Origin of the sequence: Paenibacillus sp. GCM10023250, assembly GCF_042653205.1 — a bacterium.
Classification (GTDB): domain Bacteria; phylum Bacillota; class Bacilli; order Paenibacillales; family Paenibacillaceae; genus Paenibacillus_Z.
Map to the genome: position 1 here is coordinate 22034 of NZ_JBHSHY010000021.1, position 24021 is coordinate 46054.

A 24021-nucleotide genomic window follows, 5' to 3' on the forward strand; every position below is an offset into this window, starting at 1 on the left:
AATCACGCCCATGCACTGCTACTATAGTTCATAAGTATGATTTTAGTAAATAATTGAATGGGGAATGAAAGTGGCGACCATACGTGATATAGCGACTAAAGCGAAAGTGTCCAGTGTTACCGTTTCCCGCGTGTTAAACCGTGATCAAAGCTTCTCCGTATCCGAGGAGACGCGTCAGCGTGTATTGGCGATTGCCGAGGAGCTTAATTATAAAACGCCGCGAGAGCGCAAAGGGAAAAATACGATCGCGGTTAGCAACGATGCCAGTATTGGGACGATCATCTTTCTTACGGAGCAGCAAGAAGAAGGCGATGTTTACTTCAGCTCGATAAGGGAAGGCATTGAAAAAGAGTGCATCGCGGCCGGGATCACGACAACGAAGGTGCTGCGCTTATCGCAATACGGCAATCCCGATCTCGTCATTAACGATGTTGACGGGGCCATCGTCATTGGCGGCAACCTCGATAATATTACGCCTATCATTCATCAGGTCGATCATCTTGTATTCGTCGATTACTCTCCGGATTATGAAACCTACGATTCGGTGGTCGTCGATTTCGAAAGAGCGACGAAGCTCGCCTTGGATCACCTGATCAAACTGGGCCATAAAGAAATCGGCTACATGGGCGGCAGGCAGTCCTACGGCAAGGATGAGCGTCATCATTATTATGAGCGCATCATGAAGGAGCACGGACTCTTCGATCCAAAGCATATCTACATCGGAGACTGGTATACGACGGCGGGCTACAATACGATGCAGCAAATGATCGCCAAGGGGAGTCTTCCGACCGCTTTTTTCTTTGGCAGTGACTCGTTAGCCATCGGAGCGCTCCGGGCTTTGCAGGAAGAGGGAATCCGCGTGCCTGAGAATATGGCGGTGGTGAGCTTCAATGATATTCCGATGTCCGCCTACGTGAATCCGCCTCTTACTACGGTAAAGGTACAGTCGGAAATGATGGGCAAAATGGCCGTCAAGTTATTATTGGATCAAATTAATGGCAGAGAAATCCCCGTGCAAGTGACGATTCCGGAGAAGCTGATCATCCGTGAGAGCTGCGGATTTCATTTATCCTAAATGGATGACGATCGACTTTAAAAGCAGGGTGCAGATGGTTCTGTACCCTGCTTTTTTGTGCGTCCGAAAGGCGGAATAGCCCAAGCCAAAAAAGTAAAAAAGTGGTTGATATTATTTGGGCTGTCTGATATTATGAAGCAGTAGTAAAAATACAGTAAATATTAACCTAATAAAATTCACTGAAAGCAAGATGTTCGAAATGATTCGGTATTTTGTTTTAGTGAAATTAATTTATCAAAATGAAAATCCAATCATCTTGATCTACATCAGTCGTTTTCTCTGAACGTGTTTCCGGTAACCAAAGAGGAGGTGAGTTCCATGTAGTCGAGTTTGATTTTTTTAAAGAAATGAAATGTAAGCGCTATACTCATCTCAATTTTGATAAAACAGGGGTGTATATCCATGAAGAGGACGAAACATTTAGCCATCATTTCTACCTTATTCGTACTTATTTTTGCTTTGGCGGCATGCTCGAGCGGTAATGGAAATTCTCAGCCTTCACCAAGCCCGGCTGCCAGTAACGAAAGCACTGAACCGGCAACTGCCGAAACGGAACAGCCAAGTGAAGAACCCGCGCCTGTCGAAGAGGAGAAATACGATTTGGGCGGTAGAGAGATTTTATTCTCGGCCTGGTGGGATGGTACCCCGAATGCCGATACGCCTGAAGGCGAACGGGCTCTGGAGCGGCAGAAGGAAGTGGAAGCAAAGTACAACGTCAAAATCAAATATGTCAATCAGGACTATCACCAGACGGCGGAAAAGCTTTCTTCTACCGTCATGGCCGGCAAGCCTTTTGCGGATGTCGTGTTAGTGCCTGATTATCTGATAGCAGGATTATTGCAAGGCGGTTATTTTACGGCTTTGGATGATTTCATGGACGTTCGAACGGAAAGCAAGATGCCGGACGAGGTTATTGATGCGGGCAGCTATCAAACCTCGAAGGCCTACGGGTTTAATAAATCTTTAGCGTTATTTGATAATACAGGAATGTACTATAATAAACGTATTTTCGAGGAAGCGGGCGTGCCGACTCCTGCGGAAGCGCAAGATCAAGGCACTTGGAACTGGGATACCTTTATTGATTACGCCAAGAAGTTAACGGTGGATACGAACGGCGACGGGAAACCCGATCAGTGGGGAATCGCAGCAGCACCGAATGTTTTAGGACTTTCCTTGATTTATTCGAACGATACGATGGCCTTTGACGAAAAAACGAAAAAATTTCTTCTGGATTCGCCTAATGCGATTGAAGGTCTAGATATGATGAGCAAGCTTTATAACGAGTATAAAGTGGTTAAACGCAATGAGGGCAATGACTGGGAAGACCCAGCCAAATATTTCAAGGAAGGTCAAGCCGCGATGTATCCTGGCGGAATATGGGAAGCGGGTTCGCGCCTCCAGAATCAAATGAAAGATGAATACGTTTTCGTACATTTCCCTCAAGGACCTAAAGCGAAAGGATTTAAGGTGGGCATGTCGCAATTCCATATGAACTTTATTCCGAAGGGTGTAGAGAATCCGAAGGCGGTCTATAAGATTTGGGAGGATCTGCAGGATTGGAACATTGAACAAAGCGACCGGGAATGGGCCGAAACGTATTTCCTGAACGAGGAATCCATTAACAATGCTTTGGCTACGTTATCCATCATGGAGTTTGGACGTTACAATGCCTATAACTTCGAAGAGAACTATAACCCGCTTGCTAACGATATTGCCGCAGGCAAAATAACCGCTGCAACAGGCGTTGCGCAAATCATGCCGGTGCTGCAGGCGAAAGTGGATAAATTCGGGCAGGATTCCAAGTAGGGGCACGATCAGCTTCATATCACAAACTGGGGTCCCTATTCTTCGTGATGAGGATAGGGATCTCTTCATATGCCGAACACTCTAAGGATCAGGGCAGGGGATGTTATTGATGTCAACTAAGGTATTCCGCAGCTTGTTCGTATTGGGGTTGCTGTGCACGATTACCTTAACTTCGGTGAGCGGGACGAATATCATACACGGGACAGAGGCTGTCAAGCCTACGGATGACGATAACCCTCCCATCGAAAGCGCTGCTGACGGAAGCTACGACCGTTATTTGCAGCCATATCGGAATGCGAATCGACCGGAAGCTCAGCTGGTGGTGAATGGGAGCGACTATACCCGTGCCGAGGGGATGAGTCCGAGGCTTCTGTCGGAGGCCGGCGGAGAACAGGGCCGTTTCGTGTACACAGAAGAGACGGGAACCCTAACATGGGAAGTTACGATACCCGAGGACGGTTTATATCAGATGTCCCTGCGTTATTTTACACCAGAAGGCAAAGGGGCTTCCGTCGAAAGGCAATTGCTTGTTGATGGCGACACTCCTTTTACAGGGGCCGGCAGTCTGCTGTTTCCGCGAACCTGGATCAATGAGAAGGAACATATCGAGCAGGATAACCGCGGCAATGATATTCGGCCCCGCCAAATCGAATCGGCGAGATGGCAGGAGATGGCCTTCAAGGATGCGGACGGATATTATACAGAGCCATACTCCTTTTATTTCTCGGCAGGTCATCACCAAATCTCTCTCGTATCGCGCAGAGAGCCGATGGTGATCGATTCGATTCGAATCTCTCAAATTGAGCCATCCCCATCTTACAAAGAGCTGCTTCAGAGCTACCGGGAGAAGGGTTATCAGGAGACAAGCGGCCTCATGGTCAAGGTGCAGGGGGAGGCAGCAGCCTATAAATCTTCGCCGACCTTGTATCCGATCACGGATCGGACCAGCCCGACAACGGAGCCGCAATCCATATCGGAAGTCAAAATGAATTCGATTGGCGGCTTCAATTGGAGAATGCCAGGGGAATCGATCACCTGGCAATTCGAGGTGCCGCAGGACGGACTGTACAAAATCGGCCTGAAAAGCAGACAAGAATATTTGCGTGGACTCTATTCCACAAGGATGCTGACGATTGATGGCAAGATTCCTTTTCAAGAGATGAACGCGGTTCCTTTCTATTATTCGAGTGATTGGAAGATGACGGTTCTTGGGGATGGGAAGGAGCCGTATCTCTATTACTTAACGAAAGGCAAACACGAGCTTAAGCTGGAAGCCGGACTTGGTCCGCTGGCGGAATCCATCCGCGAGGTACAGTCGAGTATATTGGAGATCAATGCGATGTACCGGAAAATCCTGATGATCACAAGCGCGGTTCCCGATCCATTCCGGGATTACAATTTGGAGCAGCGATTGCCGGACATGGTGAATGTGTTTCAGGAACAAAGCGCTAAATTATATGCGCTATCGGATCAATTGGTTGAGCTCACGGGGGAAAACAGCGATCAGATTTCCATTTTAAGCAAGGTTGCCTATCAACTGAAAAATTTGGCGGAACGGCCGGAAACGGTACAGAAGCGGATGGATTCGTTGAAAATTAATGTGGGCAGCTTAGGGGCATGGATACTGAAGGTTAGGGAGCAGCCGCTCGAAATCGACTATTTCATTGTCGCTTCGCCTGAACAGCATATGCCGAAAGCGAAGGGGTCCTTCCTCGCGAAGGCCAACTACGAGCTGAAGTCCTTATATCATTCGTTCTTCGAGGATTATTCAAGTATAGGGAATACGAGCGAGAAGCAGCGTTCGGTTACCGTATGGATCGGTACGGGGCGTGACCAGGCACAAGTTCTAAAGGCGCTGGCCGATGAATCGTTCACGAAGGAAACGGGAATCAACGTCGACCTCAAGCTAGTCAACAACAATATTCTCTTGCAGGCCACGTTGGCTGGGCAGGGGCCGGATGTCGCGATGCAAATCGCAAATGACATTCCGGTCAATTACGGGATGCGCAATGCGATTGTGGATTTAACCCAATTCAGCGACTTCAACGAAGTGAGCAAGCGATTCCGTGACAGCGCGACGGTTCCCTATCAATTTAATGATGCCGTCTATGCGCTGCCGGAGCAGCAAGTGTTCGAGATGCTGTTCTATCGCAAGGACATCATGAAGCAGCTCGGGGTTCAAGTGCCGCAGACCTGGGATGAAGTATACAAGTTGATTCCGGTCCTGCAAAAAAATCATATGGAATTTACGCTGCCCATCGCGCAAACAACAGGCGTATCCGGCATGGAGCCAAGCAAAGCCTTCGCCATGCTGCTCTACCAGATGGGAGGACAGTTCTATACGGACAACGGGGCGGCAAGCAGCCTGGATTCGGAAATCGCCATGAACGCCTTCGACCAATGGACGGACTTCTATACCAATTATAAACTTCCGCTGCAATTCGATTTGCCAAGCCGCTTCCGTACCGGGGAAACCCCGATGGGGATTGCGGATTATACCCTATACAATACGTTAAGCGTCTCCGCCCCGGAAATTAGGGGACTGTGGGACTTTGCCCCGATTCCCGGCATTAGGCAGGAGGACGGGACGATCTCGCGCGAGGTGGCTAGCGGCGGCACAGCCGTCATGATGCTGAAGCAAGCGAGGGACCAGGATGCGGCATGGGAATTCATGAAGTGGTGGACAAGCAAGGAAACGCAGGTGCGGTTCGGACGAGAGATGGAAGGATTAATGGGGGCTGCCGCAAGGTATCCGACTGCGAATATCGAGGCGTTGAAGGAGCTTCCTTGGCCTATGCAGGACTATCTGAACCTGGAGAAGCAATGGCAATGGGTGAGAGGCGTTCCGGAGGTGGCGGGCGGCTATTATACCGGCCGGAACCTGGATAATGCCTTCCGGGAGGTCATCAACAACGGGACTAACACACGGGATGCTCTATATGACTACGTGCAGGAGATTAATCGTGAAATCCTGCTCAAAAGAAATGAAATGAAATTGAACTAAAGAGGTGGCCACATTGCAGCAATCGGAGTTTATTCCCGGACAAGTAGAGGTTCAACCTTTCCGCCACACGTCCAAGCCGTCTAAGCCGTCCAAGCTTCTGCAGCTGCGACTGGATCTGAAGCGCGATAAACATCTATATGTGCTGATTGCTCCCTATATAGTGCTGTTCATGATCTTTACCGTGTTGCCGGTAGCGATGTCCCTGCTGATCAGCCTGACGAGCTTTAACATGCTGGAGTTCCCAACCTGGGTCGGCTGGGCGAACTATGAACGATTGCTCCTTGAGGATGATATCTTCCTTATTGCGTTGAAAAATACATTCGTATTTGCCGTTATTACGGGACCGGTCAGCTATATCGCCTGTTTTTTGTTTGCTTGGCTGATCAATGAGCTGCGTCCGAAGGCGAGGGCGCTCATGACGCTTGTCTTTTATGCGCCATCGATCTCCGGCAATGTGTATTTCATTTGGCAAATTATGTTTTCTGGCGACTCTTACGGCATCGTCAACGGGTTTCTGCTTAAAGTCGGCATCATTAATGAAGCGGTGCTGTGGTTCCAGAATCCGAAATACGCGCTTACCATCATTATGATTGTGCAATTATGGTTAAGTCTCGGAACAAGCTTTCTTGCTTTTATCGCCGGATTGCAATCGACGGATAAATCGCTATTCGAAGCCGGTGCCGTAGATGGCGTCCGCAACCGTTGGCAGGAGCTATGGTATATTACGTTGCCCTCGATGCGTCCGCAATTAATGTTCGGGGCGGTCATCCAGATTACGTCTTCATTAGCGGTGGCTGACGTGGCGATGAACTTAGCCGGCTTTCCAAGTGTTCAATATTCGGCACACACGATCGTGACGCACTTGATCGATTACGGCACGATCCGCTTCGAGATGGGGTATGCGTCTGCGATTGCGACGGTCCTGTTCGCGATTATGCTAGGGTCCAACCTCATTATCCAGAAGCTGCTCAAGAGAGTAGGTGAATAATCGGATGAAAATCTCGATGCGGCTGCTTGGCCCCAAACGAATAAACCGTTCTTGGTTTGTCGACCTGTTATTGTTTCTCCTGCTGGCGGTAGCCGGGGCCTTTATGGCGATTCCGCTGGTGTACCTGGTCAACAATGCATTCAAGCCGTTGGATGAGCTGTTTCTGTTTCCGCCGAAAATATTTGTCCGCAACCCAACGCTGTCTAATTTTCCGGATTTATTCCATTTGATGGCGAAATCGTGGGTTCCTTTCTCGCGGTATATCCTCAATACCGTGTTTATTACGCTGATTGGGACGATTGGTCACGTCATTCTAGCTTCGGCTGCGGCTTATCCGCTGGCGAAGTACAAATTTCGCGGCTCGAAAACCTTGTTTTCGATGATTGTCTTATCTCTGATGTTCTCCGGGCAGGTGACCGCCATCCCGAACTATATGACGATGTCTTGGTTAGGGTGGATCGACACCTACTGGGCGGTTATCGTACCTGCTTTCGCATTTCCGCTAGGACTTTATCTCATGAAACAATTTATCGAGCAAATTCCGATGCCGTTAATCGAAGCGGCCAAAATAGACGGAGCAAGCGAGTACCGTATATTCTGGACGATCGTGATGCCTTTAGTGAAGCCGGCATGGTATACGCTCATCATTCTGGTGTTTCAAATATTGTGGGGGACGGACGGGAACGGCTTCATTTATAGCGAAGAGCTCAAGACGATGCACTACGCGATGGGGCAAATCATACAAGGAGGAATCGCTCGCGCCGGGGTTGCAGCGGCCGTAGCCTTTATTCTGATGATCGTACCGCTTGTTATTTTCGTCATTACCCAAAGTCAAATTATCCAAACGATGGCCACTTCCGGGATCAAGGAATAGGGTAGGGGGTATAACGGTTGAAGTCTAAATTGGCCATTCTTCTGGTTGCATTATTTGTCGTTGCAGGCAGTGCCGGATCTGCCGTCAAGGCTGCTCCCTACGAGAGTTATATGTGGACGTATTGGGGAGAGACCAGACCCTCTCCAATCCCTTACCTGCCTGGCGATACGATCGATGGCCGACAACAAGGCATCGGAAGCTTTCAAGCGCCGTCCGATTTATTTGTCACGAACGACGGCGATATCTATGTGTTGGATTCGGGAAACGGAAGGATCGTTGTATTTAATCGGCAATGGGACGTGATTCGGCAAATACAGGCATTCGACCATGAGGGAAAGCAGGATCAGTTGTCCAACCCTCAAGGTATATTCGTAACGGACGGCGGCCGAATTTATATTGCGGATACGGGTAACAAAAGAGTCGTTGAATTAACGGAAGAAGGACAATTTGTCAGAGAGATCGGCGCGCCTCAATCGGACATTATCCGTACAGGCTTTGAATATTTGCCGATCAAGCTTGCCGTCGACCAGGCGGACCGGATCTACGTGGTTGGCAAAGGCGTGTTCGATGGCTTGATGGAATTCGATGCGGATGGCGATTTTTCCGGATTTATGGGGACGAATCGGGTGAAATTCAACGCATGGGATTATTTCTGGAAAAGCATTTCCACCCGCGAGCAGCGGAGCAAACTGGCACAGTTCGTGCCGCTGGAGTTCAATAACCTGGACATGGACAAGGAAGGGTTTCTCTATACGACAAACACCGAGATCAACTCCGGGGATCCGATTAAGAAGCTGAACTCCACCGGGATCGACGTCCTGCGCCGCGAAGGGTATTTTCCGCCTCGAGGGGATCTGTTCTCCGAGCAAGGATCGCTGCTAACGGATATTACGGTCCGGGAACATGGCGTGTATAGCGTGCTCGACGCGAAGCGCGGCCGCATATTTACGTATAACGAAGACGGCGTACTGATGTACATCTTTGGTCAAATCGGCCAACAAGTCGGCACGTTTGCCAATCCGGTGGCGATCGAAAGCATAGGCGACGAAATCCTTGTGCTGGATCAGAATATGAACCGGATTACCCGATTCCAGCCCACCCGATTCGGCAGCCTCACCAACGCCGCGAACGCTTTTTATACAGCTGGCAAAAGCGACGAGGCCGTAGCGGCTTGGCAGGAACTGCTTAAGCTGGACGCCAACAATGACGCCGCCTACGTGGGAATCGGCAAAGCGCTGTTAAGGCAGGGCAACAATAAAGAAGCGATGGAGTACCTCGAATTAGGCTATAACAGAGCGTACTATTCGAAAGCTTTTGGCAAATACCGGAAAGACCTGCTGCGCGGAAACTTCGGGGCCATCATGACGAGCGTTGTTGTTCTTCTCGTGGCGTGCTTCGTAGGGCGTAAGGTGAAAAGGCGCTTAAAGAAAAGGGTGGAAATCCATGTATCTTGAACAAATTCGATACTCCTTTTACGTGTTGCTTCATCCTTTCGACGGCTTTTGGGACATCAAATACGATAACAAAGGCAAGGTTCGCCTGGCATTGGCGATTCTCGTTCTGCTGACGGTCTCTACGATTCTGCAGCGTCAATGGTCCGGGTTCGTCGTGAACTTTAATAATCCGAGCGAATTAAATAGCGTCAATGAATTGAAGTATATCGTGCTCCCCTTCCTATTATGGTGCGTATCGAATTGGTCCTTGACGACGCTGATGGATGGCGAAGGCAAGTTTCGGGAAATTGTGATGGTTACCGGATATGCCCTTCTGCCTCTGGCGATGACTCATTTCCTGAGCACCATTCTGAGCAATCTAATCACGCTTCAAGAGGCCGCCTTTTATTACTTTTTGGAATCGTTCGCTTTTTTCTGGTTTGTATGGCTGTTATTCATCGGCACGATGACCGTTCATCAATATACCGTGTTGAAGACGATTGTAACGATGGCGCTTACGCTGCTTGTGATGGGCATCATCATGTTTCTTGGGCTATTGTTCTTTAGTCTCATCCAGCAAGTGCTCGGGTTCGTACTCACGGTATACAATGAGCTTTCATTACGCATGTAGAGAAGGAGGTCATCCCGTTGAAGGGGATCGCGAATCGGACCGTAATTACATTACTATTGATAAGCCTGATGGTCATGACTTCCGGAACTGCAGCCGTTGAATCGGCAGGGCAGCAAGCCGAGCAAGCGAGTCTGTCCGAGCATGATTCGGCCCAGGTTCAACCGGCGGCGGAGCATGCAGCCATGAAGCTGGCAGCGGAAAATGAAGAGTTAGCCCTATACGTCGACGAGGAGACGACGGAGATCGCCGTCAAACACAAAAAACAGGGCACCATGTGGTATTCGAATCCCATTCATCGCGAGCAAGATAACCGGGCCTCCGGATATAACAAGTCGATTCTGGGCAGCCAGCTGCTGCTCCAATATTCGGATTCGACCGGAAAGCCGCAGCAATACGATAATTTCAATCACAGCATACAGAACAAACAGTACGAGATTCAAAGACTAGATGACGGGATTCAAATTACATATACGGTCGGCATGAAAACAAAAGGGCTAGATGAGATCCCGCCATTTATTAGCGAAGAGCGGTTTCAAACGCTGATTCTCGATCATATCGAGGACGAAGGGAAACGCAGGGATCTGGAAAAACGATTTAAGTACAACGAGGAGAAGAAGGGGTACGAGCGTAGAGATGCCGCGTTTCAAGGGATCGGCTTGTCACGGGTCTTGGACTTGTTCGCCGAGATCGGGTATGACGAGCAGGAGCGGGATATCGACCGGGCGGCCTCTGGAGACGGCATGTTAAATCAACAAGCGGAATTCGTGCTTCCCGTAACCTACCGCTTGGACAAGGATCAATTGGTGGTGAACGTGTCGACGGAGCAGATTGACTCGAACTCGTTCCATCTGCAAAAGCTTTCGGTCCTTCCTTTCTTCGGTGCGGCCGATGAAGAGCAGGACGGATACATGGTCGTTCCGGACGGCTCCGGTTCGCTTATTCATTTGAACAGCGGAAAGCTGGATGCGGCTCCATATTTGACCCCCTTGTATGGGAGGGATGCAGCTCGCATCACGCCGCTGAATCTGCTCCGGAGCAGTGAAGCCAGACTGCCCGTATTCGGCATGAAGCAGGAGGACAAAGGCTTCGTGGCGATGATTGAGAATGGGGACGCCATAGCGAATGTCGAAGCGGATATCAGCGGACGGACCAACGCTTACAATTACGTATATAGCAGCTACGGGATCAGCGCCAGCGAGCAGCTTACGCTGTCAGGCAACTGGAGCTCCCAGACGGTGCCTAGATTTCAGCAGCAATCGTATCAGGGAGATATTACGATCCGTTACGGCTTTTTGCAGGGGGATGATGCGTCCTACTCCGGCATGGCAGCCTATTACCGGAATTATTTAATCGGCAAATACGGCTTGACCAAGCTGGAGGAGACAGCGGATACCCCGTTTTATCTCGAGCTGATCGGCGGCATGACGAAGAAGAAGTTTTTCCTTGGCATTCCCTACGAATCGTATGAAGCGTTAACGACCTTTGAGGAGGCGCAGCAGATTCTTCGGCAATTAGCGGAGAAAGGCATTCATTCGATTAGGCTGCGGTATACCGGTTGGTTTAACGGAGGTATCGCTCATCGTATTCCGAGCTCGGTGTCTGCGGACAAGAAGCTTGGCGGCCGGGAGGACCTGGCGGACCTGATCCAGTATGCATCCAGTCAGGGGATCGAGGTGTACCCGGATGCCGGGTTCATGGAAGTGTATCGGGATAGCTGGGGATTCCGGCCGAAGAAGGACGGGGCGCGATATATGACCGGCAAAGTAGCCAAAGTGTATCCCTATTACGCTGCCAATTATAAGGAAGATACAGATGAATCGCCTGCGTATGTATTATCGCCTTCAAGGCTATCCGGTGTCGTTGGAGGCTTTCTGAACGATTACAAGAAGCTGAATGTGGCTCAGTTATCCTTAAGGGATTTAGGGGATGAGCTGAATTCCGACTTTAATGAGAAACGGCTCATGACGAGAGAGGAAGCAAAGCGGGCTGCACAAGAGCAGCTGTCGAAGATCAACGATGCTGTGGGCAGCCTTATGATTCATGGCGGCAATGCCTATTCGCTGCCGTATGCCGAGAGCGTCGTGAACGCACCGCTGTCGAATAGCGGCTTTAATCTGACGGATGAAGCGATTCCGTTCTATGAAATCGTGCTTCACGGTTATATCGATTATGCGGGCTCCGCGCTCAATATGGCCGATGATCAAGCGATACAAGGCCATATTTTGAAGGCGCTGGAGACCGGTTCGAACCTGAATTATTCGTGGTTCTACGCGAAGTCTTCGGCCGTGAAGGATACGGCATATAACGACTTGTATGCGGCGAACTATGCGAACTGGATTGACGAGGCCGCGGCTGCTTATAAGGAAGTGAATGCCGTGCTTCGCCAAGTAAGAACCAGGACCATTGCGGATCATACCAAGCTGGACAATGGCGTGTATGCAACCACTTATGAAGGCGGAACACAAGTCATCGTCAATTACAACGACCACCGTGTGAAGATGGAGGGAGAATGGATTGACGCGATGGGATACCGATTGAGAGGTGAACGGTCTTGAGAGTGCCAAAGCTGCGGATGACCCTCTATCAGAAGCAGAAGTATGGCGGATTATGGTTCATTCTGCCCTGGATGATCGGATTTCTGTTTCTATTTCTCCTCCCGCTGATTTCTTCGTTGCGTTACAGCTTCAGCAAGCTGGATATCGACGATACCGGTTTCTCGATCACGTATATCGCTTGGAATAATTATAAAAATACGCTATTGGAGCATGAGTCGTACGTCAGAACATTAACCGAATCGATGCTCAACATGTTTATTAATGTGCCTCTGATCGTCATTTTCAGTTTATTCGCGGCTGTTCTGCTGAATCAGAGGTTTAAAGGAAGAACAATCGCCCGGGCTATCTTTTTCTTGCCCGTTATTCTGGCCTCGGGTGTACTGGCCTCGATCGAAGGCGGGGACTACATGCAGGCGGTGATGCGTGGTGCAAGCCAGCAGACGAGCGGTGAATTTACCTTGTTCAAAAATCTGGACCTGGCTAAAATGCTCGTGGAATCGGGCGTGAATCGAAGCATTGTGAGTTACTTGGTGAGTGCCGTGAATCGAATCTACCAAATCATTACGTCTTCCGGCGTGCAAATCTTAATTTTCTTGGCGGGCTTGCAGTCGATTTCCGGCTCTTTGTATGAGGCGGCCAAAATCGAAGGCGCAACGCCGTATGAATCGTTCTGGAAAATTACATTTCCGATGATCAGCCCGTTAATTCTGACGAACGTCATTTATTCCATCGTCGACAACCTGACAACGAGCCAGACGAGCAGACAAATTCACGAGACGGCCTTTCGGGCCTTTGATTTTGGACTAAGCTCCGCGATGGCCTGGATTTACTTTGTCATGATCTCGCTTGTGCTCTGGATTGTGACCCTGCTGATGAATCGCAAAGTATTCTATTACGATTAAATGAGGAGGCGGCTGGGGATGAAGTCGTTAGCAGGAAGAATGGCTACCTGGCATTTTTGGGAGCAGAAATTGAAAGTATGGGTCTGGACTTTGATTCGAACCGTACTGATCGGCGGGATCTCATTCGTCATTTTATACCCCATCATGACCAAGATTTCCATCGCGTTCAAGGACCCGGTGGATATGTACGACTCTACGGTAGTGTGGGTGCCGAAGCATTTTACCTTCGATAACTTCAAGCTAGTCTTAAGCGCGTTGAACTATTCCGAGGTTCTGATCAACACCATCGTGCTGTCGGCAGGCGTGATGCTCCTTCAGACCTTTTCCTGCATGCTGGCCGGTTATGGCTTCTCCCGAATCAAATTCCGCGGCAGCGGGTTGTTATTTTCATTTGTTATTTTTACGATTCTCGTACCGCCGCAGACGATCATGATTCCGACGTATTTGCAGTATAAGAGCTTCGACGTATTGGGCATCATTACCCTGCTAAGCGGCGACTCCTGGAATTTGATCAATACGTATTGGCCGTTTCTGCTCTCTTCGGCTCTTGGCATGGGACTCAAAACGGGCTTGTTCGTTTTTATGTTCCGGCAGTTTTTTCGCGGGCTGCCAAGAGAGATGGAAGAGGCGGCTTTTGTGGACGGGGCGGGCTCGTTGATGACCTTTATGCGAATCATTGTCCCTAATGCGGTTCCCGCGCTTGTATCCGTCATGCTGTTTTCGTTTGTCTGGCAATGGAACGATTCCTTTTTTACGAGCTTGTTCTTGACGGGTCCTAAAGTGATGTCGTCGATGATGGCATCGGCAGCGGCTCAGATTTTGAATTATGTCGGCCTACAGAACGGCGGGGCGCAAGCGGATCCGCTCTATCTGTCGATGATTCAAAATACGAGCGTGCTCCTGGCGATCCTTCCGCTCATCCTCATGTACTTGTTTGTCCAACGGCATTTCGTAGAAAGCATGGAGCGAAGCGGTATCGTAGGTTAACGGGAAAGAAAAAAGAGCCTTTAGAAGCTTGAAGTGCACCCCTTATCGTGGACATTGGAAAACACCCTCGTGTTTATGCCGATGAAAACGATAGGGGGTGCTTTTTATGCCGACAAAGGGTCGGGGCCGCATGAAGTATAGCCTGGAAACGAAGAAGAAAGCGAATGTTAAGCAAATAAACAGGGGATGATCTCGTCGAGGATCTGATCTCGATCGGAACGATTGGATTGATCAAAGCGATTGAAAGCTCCCAGACCGGTAAGGGAACGAAGCTCGCTACTTTTGCCGCCCGTTGTATTGAGAATGAAATACTTCTGCATCTCCGGTCGCTGAAGAAGATTCGCAAGGACGTGTCGCTTCACGATCCGATCGGCATGGAGTGATTTAGGCTGCAGTTGATTATACTGCTTATAGGAGAAGACCCAAAAATTGCATACGGAGCGATTAATCGGCTACGCTGCCGTCAAACGCAACCCTTCCGCGGATGGAGGCCCCAGGTGTTTGTAGTCATCGTGTATCTCGGCGTGCTAGCCCCGATCCTAAGCGTGGCCATCCTGTTGATGCTCCGTTTGCTGGATCACGAGCTGGATATCTTGGAGCTGGAGAACGTAAGGATCCGACTTGAAAAAGAGCTGCATGTCAGCAAATACAATCAATTAAACGAACAAATTCAACCGCATTTCCTATTCAATACGCTGAATGCGCTGCTGTCGCTCAGCCGTTTGAACCGGCACCGGGATTTGACCGCCGGCTTGGAGCGGTTCTCGCTATTTCTGCGCTACCGTTACCGGGACAGCGAACAGAAGCAGCTCGTCTCCTTCCGGTCGGAGCTGGAGCATACCAATAACTACTTAATGATCCAGCAGCTTCGCTTCGGACCCCGATTGAAGATCGACTATGAGATTGACAGCGAGCTGCTGCACTGCCAGGTGCCGCCGTACACCTTGCAAACGCTCGTGGAAAATGCCTTCAAGCATGGATTGGAACAACGAGTCGGCGAGAAATATTGCTTTATCGGCTTCAAGCGGGAGGGGAATTGGGTGGAATTATCCGTTGTCGATAACGGAACCGGCGATATTGGCGAGGCACCGGGCGACGGTATCGGACTATCCAACGTCCGGCAGCGGCTCGAGCTCATCTTCGACCTGCCAACCTCGCTGACCTTGCGGAAGAATAAATGGAATCAAACAGCAGCAATGGCCAGATGGCCCTATGTTCCGGGAGATGAAGGCAATGAATATTCTAATCGTTGACGATGAGTACTTGGAGCTGGAGCAGGTCGAATATTTAATTCGGCGCAAATACCCGCATTTTCAATGCTTTTGCCGGGAAGATTCGGTCACGGCGATGCGGGTGCTGGATTCGCATGCGATCCAGTTGGCGTTCGTTGACATTCTCCTGCCGAACGAAGACGGACTTAAGCTGTCCGCGCGATTGGTTGAACGGCAGCCCGATATGGACATCGTGATCGTGTCGGCCCATCAAGACTTCCACTATGCGAAGAAGGCCGTTCAACTGGAGGTGCTCGATTATCTGGTGAAGCCGTTCATGGAGAGCGAGCTGTACGACACGATCGACAAGTGGCTACGAAAGCATCATTACAAGGTGGGCAGGTCGCCTCACGTCCAGCACGTATTAAAGCGGATCCAGGAAAGCTACTCCCAAAAGCTGAGCTTAAATGACATTGCCAAGGAAATTCCGGTGAATCCCTCGTACCTGAGCCATTGCTTCTCGGACGAGATCGGGGAGACCTTCCAGGAGTATCTGCTCGCCTATCGCATTAACCAGTCCAAGCTGCTGCTGGAACGGCACCCGGAGTGGACCATGACGGTCGTGGCGGACCGGACGGGCTTCTCCAGCCAGCATCACTTTAGCGCCGCCTTTAAAAAAATTACGGGCGTGACGCCGACCAAATTCAAGGGGCGGGGTCAGTGATGGACTGGTACGTCGTTTTATTTTTGGCCATCGTCCTGCTCATCGTACATATGAAGGAGTTTGCCGAGCATCGGCATGTTTTCCGCTATTTTCTCCCCCATCGGGAGCTTCGCTTGTCTCATGGCATCTTCCTGCTTCTCGTTCACTTCGTCAGCGGACTGTCGCTGTTCGTCCCGATGGCCGTTACCTACCGGTATCACTATGCGGGCGGGGCGGTTCTGGCACTGGCCGGCGCGATCGTGACGGTGGCGGTTGCCGGCAAGCTGGAGCCAAGACGCAGCGGGATCGCAAGCAGCGATAATCTTGCGGCATACGTAAGACGGCTATTTCGCGGGAACAGCCATGTTCCGATGCTCGTCGTTCTCATCGCCGCGGCCAGCGAAGGACTGGTGCTCAATACATGGTTCGCCGGTTATTTGCTGAACAGCATGTTCGGCATTCCGCCGTTGCTTACGGCGGCGCTGCTTCTCGCCTTCACCGCGGTCTATGCGGGCTTGGGAGGCATTGGCGGCTTCCACCGGGTCGGGCTGTGGCTGTTCGGGATATTCTTTGCGGCGTTGACGTTTATCCCCGTCTCCGTATACCTGTTCAAGGGCATTGACCCGATTTGGCTGCAGCTTCAAGAGCGGCATCTATTGCAAGCGGATCCCAAGTACCTGCTTGCCGGAACGCTGGCCTACTCGGTGTTGTTCGCAGGACGGCTGATGCTGCATATGCTGGTCTACCCCGAGTACTCCCTGATCAAAAAAGAACGGAGCCGCCTGACCTTCCGGCTCACGACGATTTGCGGCGGCGCGCTGCCCTTATCGGGCTCTATCATCCTGCTGTATCTATTGTCCTTGTCGCAGCCTGCCGGTACGTACCCGATGCCGCTGCCAGACGTGCTGGCCGTCATTCCAAGCGGGCTTTCTCTGCCGGTCTTGTATCTGCTCATGCTGCTGGCGTTATCGTCGTTCGCGATTGGAGCCGGCGTATCCTTGCTCGGGATGCTCCATGCGCTGCACGGCGCATGCGCCGCCTTATCGAGCACCCGGCGGGTCTACGCCGCAGGCATGCTTCTGTGCGCCGTGCCGCTGGCCGCCATCCCGTTTGCGGAGCAGGCCGTACGCGCGGGCGTCGTCTTTTACGCGCATTTGTTCCTATCCGCCGCCTATCCGCTATTCAAGCTGCGAAGCCGTGAAAGTCTAAACGGGTATGCGGTCGCCGGGGCTATCCTGCTGTCGACCTGTGCCGGCTGCGCCGTGACAGGGTACGTGCAATGGATATGGGGATCCGCCGTCAGTGTCACAATAGCTTACATAAGCATCCGTGTTTATGGCCGAAAACCAATAAAAATATAATATACGTGCAAAACTATCTAAAATGGATGCAAATCATGCCCGTTTTTTTTAATATACTTAATCCAAGACATTTTACAGGAGGTCGTCCGATGCTAAACGTCTCTAGAGAGCAATTCTTTTACTCGTTCAGTAAGGATAATTCACATGCGCTCAAGGTTCCGTCCGGTTCAACAATCGTCTTGGATACCTGGGACTGTTTTCAGGATCAGATTCAGTCGGAACAGACGACCGTATCCTCCATCGATTGGAACCGGATCAATCCGGCAACCGGACCGATCTACGTTGAAGGCGCTAAGCCCGGCGACGTGCTGAAGGTCCGTATCGATGCCATTGAGCTGGGCGCGCAAGGCCTTATGGCCGCCGGCCCGGGGCTCGGCGTCATGGGTCACCGGCTCGATGCGATGCGGTTCAAGGTGATTCCGGTCCAGGACGGCCATGCGGTGTTCGACGATAAGCTGCGCCTGCCTCTGAACCCGATGATTGGCGTCATCGGCGTTGCTCCCGAAGGCGAGGCGGTTTCGTGCGGAACTCCGGGTCCGCACGGCGGCAATATGGATACCAAGCTCATTACGACCGGTGCAACGCTGTATTTGCCCGTTTTCCAGGAAGGCGCATTGTTCGGGTTAGGCGACGTGCATGCCGCCATGGGGGATGGGGAGGTCGGTGTAACCGGCATTGAAATTCCGGCGAAAGTGACCGTGACGCTGGAGGTTCTAAGCGGACGGGCCATTCCTTATCCATTCGTGGAAAACGAGGAGGGCATCGCGGCCATCGTCTCCAAAGAAACGCTCGACGAAGCGGCGAAAAGCGCCGTGGAAGTCATGATCGACGCCCTGCTGCCTCACATGGAGATGTCGTTGCCGGAGCTCATCATGCTGTGCAGCGCGGCCGGTCAATCGCAAATATCGCAAATCGTAGACCCGCTGATGACCGCCCGGTTCTTCATGCCGAAGAGCGTGCTGGACGCGTACGGCGTACATCTGTTTTAACCTGTCCGTATCTAATTACAGAAGTGAGGGATCATCATGAGTTCCACGAATAGGACAAGCGCTCCGTCGGTCGGCGCGGAGGGCTCCGCGAACATCGAGCAATTTGGTTATAAGCAGGAGCTCAAGCGTTCGTTGTCGTTTTGGGATTTGCTGATTTACGGATTGATATTCATGGTTCCGATTGCGCCGTTCGGCATCTACGGCTATGTGGCGCAGGGCTCGTACGGGATGGTGGCGCTGGCTTATCTGATCGGGATGGTCGGGATGATTTTTACGGCGCTTAGCTACGCAAGAATGTCGGAGGCGTTCCCGATCGCGGGCTCGGTGTATTCGTACGCTCAGCGGGGGATTAACGAGCATGTCGGATTCTTCTCCGGCTGGGTGATCCTGCTGGATTACATCATGATCCCGTCGTTGCTGTACTTGATCAGCTCGTCGGCGCTGCATGATGTGCTGCCGGGTGTCCCGGTCTATGTGTGGCTGGTTGTTTTCATCGCGATTAATACGATCATTAATATTTTCGGGATTGAAATTACCGCGAAGGCCAATAAGATCATTCTCGTGCTGGAGCTCCTCGTCCTGGTCGTCTTCGTGGTCGCGGCCGTCATCACGGTGGCCAAAGGCGTGAACGGCGCTTCGTTTACGCTCAAACCGTTGTACGACAAAGCCCACTTTAATCTAACCACGGTCATGGGGGCCGTGTCGGTGGCCGTGCTGAGCTTCCTGGGCTTTGACGCGATCTCCACGCTCGCGGAAGAGACCAAGGGCGGCAAAAAAGTAGTTGGACGAGCGGTGATTTTCTCGTTGCTGATCGTCGGCATCATCTTTATTATTCAGACTTGGGTGGCCGCGCTGGTCTGGCCGGATTATACGACTTTCGAGAATGCCGACGTCGCGTTTTATCAAATCGCGGAAGTCGCCGGCGGCCCATGGCTGAAATGGACGACGATCATCGCCACGGCATTCGCCTGGGGGATTGCCAACGCGCTCGTCGCGCAGGCGGCGATATCACGGATCTTGTACAGCATGGCGCGCGATAAGAAGCTGCCCGGCGTATTGGGCAAAATCCATCCGACCTTCAAAACGCCTTACATCAGCATTTTGCTCGTCGGCGCGATTTCGCTGGTCGTGACGGTCATCTTCACCAAGCAAATCGCGACGCTGACCTCGCTGGTCAATTTCGGAGCCTTGACGGCGTTCTTGTTCCTGCATCTGTCGGTCATCAATTATTTCATCCGGAAGCAGAAGAGCAAGAACTACCTCAAGCATCTGATCTTCCCGTTAATCGGCTTTGTCATTATCGGGTATGTGTGGTACAGCCTGGACGCCGCGTCCAAGAAATTCGGCTTCGTCTGGATGGGCATCGGGATTGCGTACATGATCTATCTGAAGCTGACGAAAAAGGATTCCTCGCTTGCCGGCGAGATCTAAACCGGCGAGATCTACGCTGCAAAACCAAAACAATCCTCCTTCCCGGTTAGGGTAGAGGATTGTTTTTTTGTCGTCTCGCCGAAACGATCGTTCCGGCATGGTTCGGAGCGTAAGTTTAACGGACAACCGGTGAAAATGGCGGAATCTCGCGCATTCGGGCGGCGGACGAATCGCGCGGGCGGCCGAGAAGTGGGACAATCCGCCTATTTTCGCGCCCAAAAGCCGTGACAAGCGGTCCGCAGCCGTTTTCGCGCCTGGCGATTTGGAACGATTTTAATGGTTTTGTCACACAATGAGGTAAATAAAGGCAAATTTTGAGAGGGGAGGGGTCGATATAGGAAGAGAGGAGGTTTGATCGGATGGAAAAACAGGCAATGGTTGTCAAAATGGTGTTGGCGTTTTTAGTGGCTTTGGCATCGACGGCGGTATTCAGTCCGACCGATAAAGTCCGAGGTGAGGGGAAAGTGCTGAGAACGGGCAATTATGCGCTCAGCCCCGCTACGAACGGAGGCAATTCTCCGGATCTGGGAGCGACCGGGCTGATCGCCGCATCAAGAGGCGTGCTGTACGACGGGACCGCGGCTTACGCCGGCTGGATGGGCGACGCGGGGTCCGCGGGGACCGTTCATGTCATGATCGATCTGTTAAAGGATTATTCGCTCGATCAAATTCGCATCGTCTTGAACGCCCCCAACAAGTATTGGGGCTTCAAGGACATTACCGTCAAATACCGGCCGGAGGCCGCGACGGGGTATTACATCGCAACACGTCACGTCAAGCAGGGGACCGACCTGAACTACGCGGTCACCGTGCCGATGGCGAATCAGACGGCGCGCTTCATCGTGCTCGACATCCGCCGCACCCAGGCGTATCAGCACATTCCGCTGACGGAGCTGGAAATTACGGAAGGCACGGGCGCGCCCGGGCAAAATCCGGCTCCGCCATACACGTTCGCGCAATTGAAGGCCGAATTGAACAAAGACGCGCTGATCGCGGATCGCTACGGGCAGTGGATCAACGATCCATGGCCGGGCAAGGTCACGTCCGACGCCCAGCTTCAGCAGGAATACGCGGCCGAAGCCGCCGCATTGGCGAACGTCAGGCTCGACCCGGCCAAATACGACGCTTACGGCGGCATCAAGAGCATGGGGCAATTCGACGCGACGGGCTATTTCCGGCTGCAGCAGATCAGCGGGAAATGGTGGTTCATTACGCCCGACGGGTATCCGTTCATCATGAAAGGCGTCGACGCGACCAGCCTGTGGGATCCCGGCTACAAGACGCCGACGCTGAGGGCGGACGGCACGCCGCGGCAAATTTTCGAATCGCTGCCGGACCGGACCGCTTTCGCGCCCGCGTATTCGAAGGACGCGAGCGGAGAGTACGTCAACTTCATCGTGGCGAACGTGATGAAGAAGTACGGCGATAATTTCGAGGCGAAGTGGGAGGACATCACGAAGAAACGCTTGATCCAATGGGGCTTCAACGCGTTCAGCAAGTGGACCAAGCCGAAGAACGTGACGTTCCCGTACGTGCAGGTGCTGCAGGATCCCCCTACGCTGCGAAGGATTCAGTGGACGTACGACGTGTTCGATCCGCAGGCCGCCCCGACCATCGAGAACGCGCTGAAGGCGCAGCTGACGACCGGGAAGGCGAGCAAGTGGCTGATCGGGTACACGTACGACAACGAAGCGGGATGGACCGCGGACATCGTGAAGCAGGTGCTCCTGTACAAGTCGGATTCGCCGGCGAAAAGCGCGTTCGTGGACTTCCTGGCGCCAAGGCACAACAACGACCTGGCAGCCGTCAACCACTTGCTCGGCACGAACGCTTCGTCGTTCGGCGCGCTCAAGGATACGGCGATCGACCTCGCCAAGGTGCCCGCCGCGGACGTGTCGGCCTATCTCAAGCTGGCGTCGGCGACGTATTTCTCGACGGTCCGGAACATCATTCAGAAGTACGACCCCTATCATCTGTTCATGGGCGCCAACATCGTACCGACCTGGCGGAATAGCCTGGAGTGGGACCAAGGCGCTATGCCGTACGTCGACGCCTTCTCCGTGGACAGCTATACGCGGGACGCCGCCTGGATGGACCGGTACGAGCCGTACGGCAAGCCGCTGCTGAACCTGGAGCATTCCTTCGGCTCCTCCGACCGCGGGCTGTCCTACATCAGCGCGCCGACGAAGACGACCAGCATCGCGGAGCGGGGCGAAGCGTATCAGGCGTTCGCGGAGAGCCAGGCCGTGAATCCGCTGTTCGTCGGCTCCGGCTGGTACGCCTACTACGACCAGCCCGTAACGGGGCGCGCGGATGCCGAGAATTACAACATCGGGCTCGTCAACCAGCAGGACCAGCCGTACACCGAGATGGTCGAACGGATGAAGTCCGCGCACGTCGTGCTGGAAGCGCTCCATCAATACGGCCCGAACCTCGCGTCGGGCGCCGCCGCGACGGCCAGCTCGTCCTTCGCCGCCACGCTCGCGGCCGCGCACGCGACCGACGGCAGCGGCTCGACCCGATGGGGCTCGAAGTACAACGACAACGAGTGGATCCGGGCGGATCTCGGCGAGATCAAGACGGTGAACCGGGTCCGGCTGAGCTGGGAGAACGCGTACGGGAAGGCGTACAAAATTCAGGTCTCGACCGACGGCACGACCTGGCGGGACGTCTATGCGACCAGCACGGGGAACGGGGGCGTGGACGACATTGCGTTCGCGGCGACGAGCGCCAGGTACGTCCGCATGCTCGGCGTCCAGCGCGGCTCCGCGTACGGCTACTCGCTCTGGCGCTTCGAAGTGTACGCCCCGTAACGACGCCGCGAGCGGTGCGGGTGTTGACCTCGAACGCGGACCGCGAAAAAAATTTACGCGTGCCCTGTATACTTTGGTTTGATTTGGTGACATTAACATCAATCCCAAATCAAAGGAGGCTTTACTAATGGCAAAGAACACATTGGTGGTACCGCAAGCATCGCACGCGCTCGACATGCTCAAATTCGAGGTGGCTCAAGAACTCGGCATTCAGCTTTCTCCGGATGGGTACAACGGAAACCTGTCGACGTACAACGCTGGCAAAATCGGCGGCTCGATCACGCGCAGACTGGTTCAAATCGCCGAACAAAGCCTTGGCGGCACGCAATTCCGTTAAGCTCGGCAAACGCAAACAAGCAGGCCCTTCCTTTGGGAAGCGCCTGCTTGTTTGCGTTTGCCGCTCCAAGCTCGCGGGGGAGGGCTGACGGAGGCGGCTCCGTCCGTTATAATGAGGTCCGTAACGGTCGGCGGCAGGCAAGCGGCCGGCCGAAGGACATCGACGCGGGAGGATGACGGGCATGGACAAGACGGTAGAGGAGAGCAAGGGCGAGGGCACCGCCGTAAATACGGCGGTCGTGCCGGTGCCGAAGCTGGAGGAAGACAGCTACGACTGGTGGGCGCGCCATGAACGGGTGCTGCGGACGAAGGACGAGGTCCGTCCGGATATCGTGCTGATCGGGGATTCGCTGACGCATTTCTGGGGCGGTCCGGCGGAGCCGGAATCGCGGCACGGCAGCGGGGAGGCATGGGCGGCGCTGTTCGGCGGCCGCCGGGTGCTTAATTTGGGCTTCGGCTGGGACCGCACGCAGAATGTGCTGTGGCGCTTGGACCAGGGCCAGCTGGACGGGCTGTCGCCCGAATGGGTCGTGCTCAACATCGGCACGAACAATACGAGCGAGACGGTCAATGCCCGCGCCAATACGGCGGACGAGATCGCTGACGGCGTACGGGCGATCATCGCGCGCGTCCGGGCGAAGGCGCCGGCGGCGCGCATCGTCCTGATGGCCGTGTTCCCGCGCGAGGAAGCGCCGGACCATCCGCGGCGCGCGCTCATCCGCGAGATCAACGCGCGGTACGCCGGGCTGGCCAGGGAGCTCGGCGCCGTCTTCGTCGACATCGGGCCGGAGCTGCTGGCCGCGGACGGCACGCTGCCGCAGGAGATCGCGTTCGACGGCTGCCACTTGACGGAGCGGGGCTATGAGCGCTGGGCCGCCGCACTGGGCCGGACGTTCGGGTTCGAAGAAGCCTAAGTAAGCGC

Annotated in this window: 18 protein-coding genes and 1 pseudogene; all 19 read left to right on the plus strand. The window is 53.0% G+C overall.

Annotated features, from left to right (window positions below; all coding sequences use genetic code 11):
* Positions 1-64 precede the first annotated feature (64 nt).
* The 19 genes and pseudogenes from ACFPB1_RS16765 to ACFPB1_RS16855 all read left to right on the plus strand — a co-directional run bounded on the left by ACFPB1_RS16765 (position 65) and on the right by ACFPB1_RS16855 (position 24013).
* A complete protein-coding gene (locus ACFPB1_RS16765; protein ID WP_379227256.1) occupies positions 65-1075 on the plus strand; it encodes a LacI family DNA-binding transcriptional regulator in 1011 nt (336 codons plus the stop codon).
* Between the two features lie 402 nt (positions 1076-1477).
* A complete protein-coding gene (locus ACFPB1_RS16770; RefSeq protein WP_379227257.1) occupies positions 1478-2881 on the plus strand; it encodes an extracellular solute-binding protein in 1404 nt (467 codons plus the stop codon).
* A gap of 109 nt (positions 2882-2990) precedes the next feature.
* Positions 2991-5885 carry an extracellular solute-binding protein gene (locus ACFPB1_RS16775; RefSeq protein WP_379227258.1) on the plus strand — a complete coding sequence of 965 codons (2895 nt, stop codon included), beginning with the start codon at positions 2991-2993 and terminating at the stop codon, positions 5883-5885.
* A gap of 31 nt (positions 5886-5916) precedes the next feature.
* On the plus strand, positions 5917-6873 hold the full coding sequence (locus ACFPB1_RS16780) for a carbohydrate ABC transporter permease (protein ID WP_379227309.1): 957 nt from the start codon (positions 5917-5919) through the stop codon (positions 6871-6873).
* Positions 6874-6877: 4 nt separating this feature from the next.
* Entirely contained in the window at positions 6878-7747 is an 870-nt protein-coding gene (locus ACFPB1_RS16785; RefSeq protein ID WP_379227259.1) for a carbohydrate ABC transporter permease, read from the plus strand.
* A gap of 17 nt (positions 7748-7764) precedes the next feature.
* Positions 7765-9201, plus strand: a complete 1437-nt coding sequence (locus ACFPB1_RS16790; protein WP_379227260.1) for a tetratricopeptide repeat protein — start codon at positions 7765-7767, stop codon at positions 9199-9201.
* Complete coding sequence (locus tag ACFPB1_RS16795; protein ID WP_379227261.1) at positions 9191-9811, plus strand: Yip1 family protein; 621 nt, start codon at positions 9191-9193, stop codon at positions 9809-9811. Before ACFPB1_RS16790 ends, ACFPB1_RS16795 begins: the two co-directional genes overlap by 11 nt.
* 17 nt (positions 9812-9828) lie before the next feature.
* Positions 9829-12366: a DUF5696 domain-containing protein gene (locus tag ACFPB1_RS16800; protein WP_379227262.1), complete on the plus strand. Its 2538-nt coding sequence runs from the start codon at positions 9829-9831 to the stop codon at positions 12364-12366.
* Positions 12367-12368: 2 nt separating this feature from the next.
* Positions 12369-13268: a carbohydrate ABC transporter permease gene (locus tag ACFPB1_RS16805; protein ID WP_379227310.1), complete on the plus strand. Its 900-nt coding sequence runs from the start codon at positions 12369-12371 to the stop codon at positions 13266-13268.
* 18 nt (positions 13269-13286) lie between these two features.
* Entirely contained in the window at positions 13287-14255 is a 969-nt protein-coding gene (locus ACFPB1_RS16810) for a carbohydrate ABC transporter permease (RefSeq protein ID WP_379227263.1), read from the plus strand.
* 179 nt (positions 14256-14434) lie between these two features.
* A pseudogene (locus tag ACFPB1_RS16815) lies at positions 14435-14635 on the plus strand (sigma factor); the annotation flags it as partial.
* Between the two features lie 117 nt (positions 14636-14752).
* The gene (locus ACFPB1_RS16820; protein ID WP_379227264.1) at positions 14753-15508 is read left to right on the plus strand and encodes a sensor histidine kinase; all 756 of its coding nucleotides are present in this window, start codon (positions 14753-14755) and stop codon (positions 15506-15508) included.
* Entirely contained in the window at positions 15489-16190 is a 702-nt protein-coding gene (locus ACFPB1_RS16825) for a response regulator transcription factor (RefSeq protein WP_379227265.1), read from the plus strand. The genes ACFPB1_RS16820 and ACFPB1_RS16825 overlap by 20 nt, the downstream gene beginning before the upstream one ends.
* Entirely contained in the window at positions 16187-17530 is a 1344-nt protein-coding gene (locus tag ACFPB1_RS16830; protein WP_379227266.1) for a hypothetical protein, read from the plus strand. The genes ACFPB1_RS16825 and ACFPB1_RS16830 overlap by 4 nt, the downstream gene beginning before the upstream one ends.
* Before the next feature lie 89 nt (positions 17531-17619).
* The gene (locus tag ACFPB1_RS16835; protein WP_379227311.1) at positions 17620-18519 is read left to right on the plus strand and encodes an acetamidase/formamidase family protein; all 900 of its coding nucleotides are present in this window, start codon (positions 17620-17622) and stop codon (positions 18517-18519) included.
* Positions 18520-18555: 36 nt separating this feature from the next.
* The gene (locus tag ACFPB1_RS16840) at positions 18556-19950 is read left to right on the plus strand and encodes an APC family permease (RefSeq protein WP_379227267.1); all 1395 of its coding nucleotides are present in this window, start codon (positions 18556-18558) and stop codon (positions 19948-19950) included.
* A gap of 359 nt (positions 19951-20309) precedes the next feature.
* Entirely contained in the window at positions 20310-22763 is a 2454-nt protein-coding gene (locus ACFPB1_RS16845; protein WP_379227268.1) for a discoidin domain-containing protein, read from the plus strand.
* Positions 22764-22890: 127 nt separating this feature from the next.
* A complete protein-coding gene (locus tag ACFPB1_RS16850) occupies positions 22891-23100 on the plus strand; it encodes a small, acid-soluble spore protein, alpha/beta type (protein ID WP_379227269.1) in 210 nt (69 codons plus the stop codon).
* Between the two features lie 181 nt (positions 23101-23281).
* Entirely contained in the window at positions 23282-24013 is a 732-nt protein-coding gene (locus ACFPB1_RS16855; protein ID WP_379227270.1) for a GDSL-type esterase/lipase family protein, read from the plus strand.
* The last annotated feature ends 8 nt before the right edge of the window (positions 24014-24021 follow it).

Coding starts and splice junctions, on each gene's coding strand:
- ACFPB1_RS16765 (WP_379227256.1), top strand. CDS start 65: ATGAAAGTGGCGACCATACGTGATATAGCGACTAAAGCGAAAGTGTCC.
- ACFPB1_RS16770 (WP_379227257.1), top strand. CDS start 1,478: ATGAAGAGGACGAAACATTTAGCCATCATTTCTACCTTATTCGTACTT.
- ACFPB1_RS16775 (WP_379227258.1), top strand. CDS start 2,991: ATGTCAACTAAGGTATTCCGCAGCTTGTTCGTATTGGGGTTGCTGTGC.
- ACFPB1_RS16785 (WP_379227259.1), top strand. CDS start 6,878: ATGAAAATCTCGATGCGGCTGCTTGGCCCCAAACGAATAAACCGTTCT.
- ACFPB1_RS16795 (WP_379227261.1), top strand. CDS start 9,191: ATGTATCTTGAACAAATTCGATACTCCTTTTACGTGTTGCTTCATCCT.
- ACFPB1_RS16810 (WP_379227263.1), top strand. CDS start 13,287: ATGAAGTCGTTAGCAGGAAGAATGGCTACCTGGCATTTTTGGGAGCAG.
- ACFPB1_RS16825 (WP_379227265.1), top strand. CDS start 15,489: ATGAATATTCTAATCGTTGACGATGAGTACTTGGAGCTGGAGCAGGTC.
- ACFPB1_RS16835 (WP_379227311.1), top strand. CDS start 17,620: ATGCTAAACGTCTCTAGAGAGCAATTCTTTTACTCGTTCAGTAAGGAT.
- ACFPB1_RS16840 (WP_379227267.1), top strand. CDS start 18,556: ATGAGTTCCACGAATAGGACAAGCGCTCCGTCGGTCGGCGCGGAGGGC.
- ACFPB1_RS16845 (WP_379227268.1), top strand. CDS start 20,310: ATGGAAAAACAGGCAATGGTTGTCAAAATGGTGTTGGCGTTTTTAGTG.
- ACFPB1_RS16850 (WP_379227269.1), top strand. CDS start 22,891: ATGGCAAAGAACACATTGGTGGTACCGCAAGCATCGCACGCGCTCGAC.
- ACFPB1_RS16855 (WP_379227270.1), top strand. CDS start 23,282: ATGGACAAGACGGTAGAGGAGAGCAAGGGCGAGGGCACCGCCGTAAAT.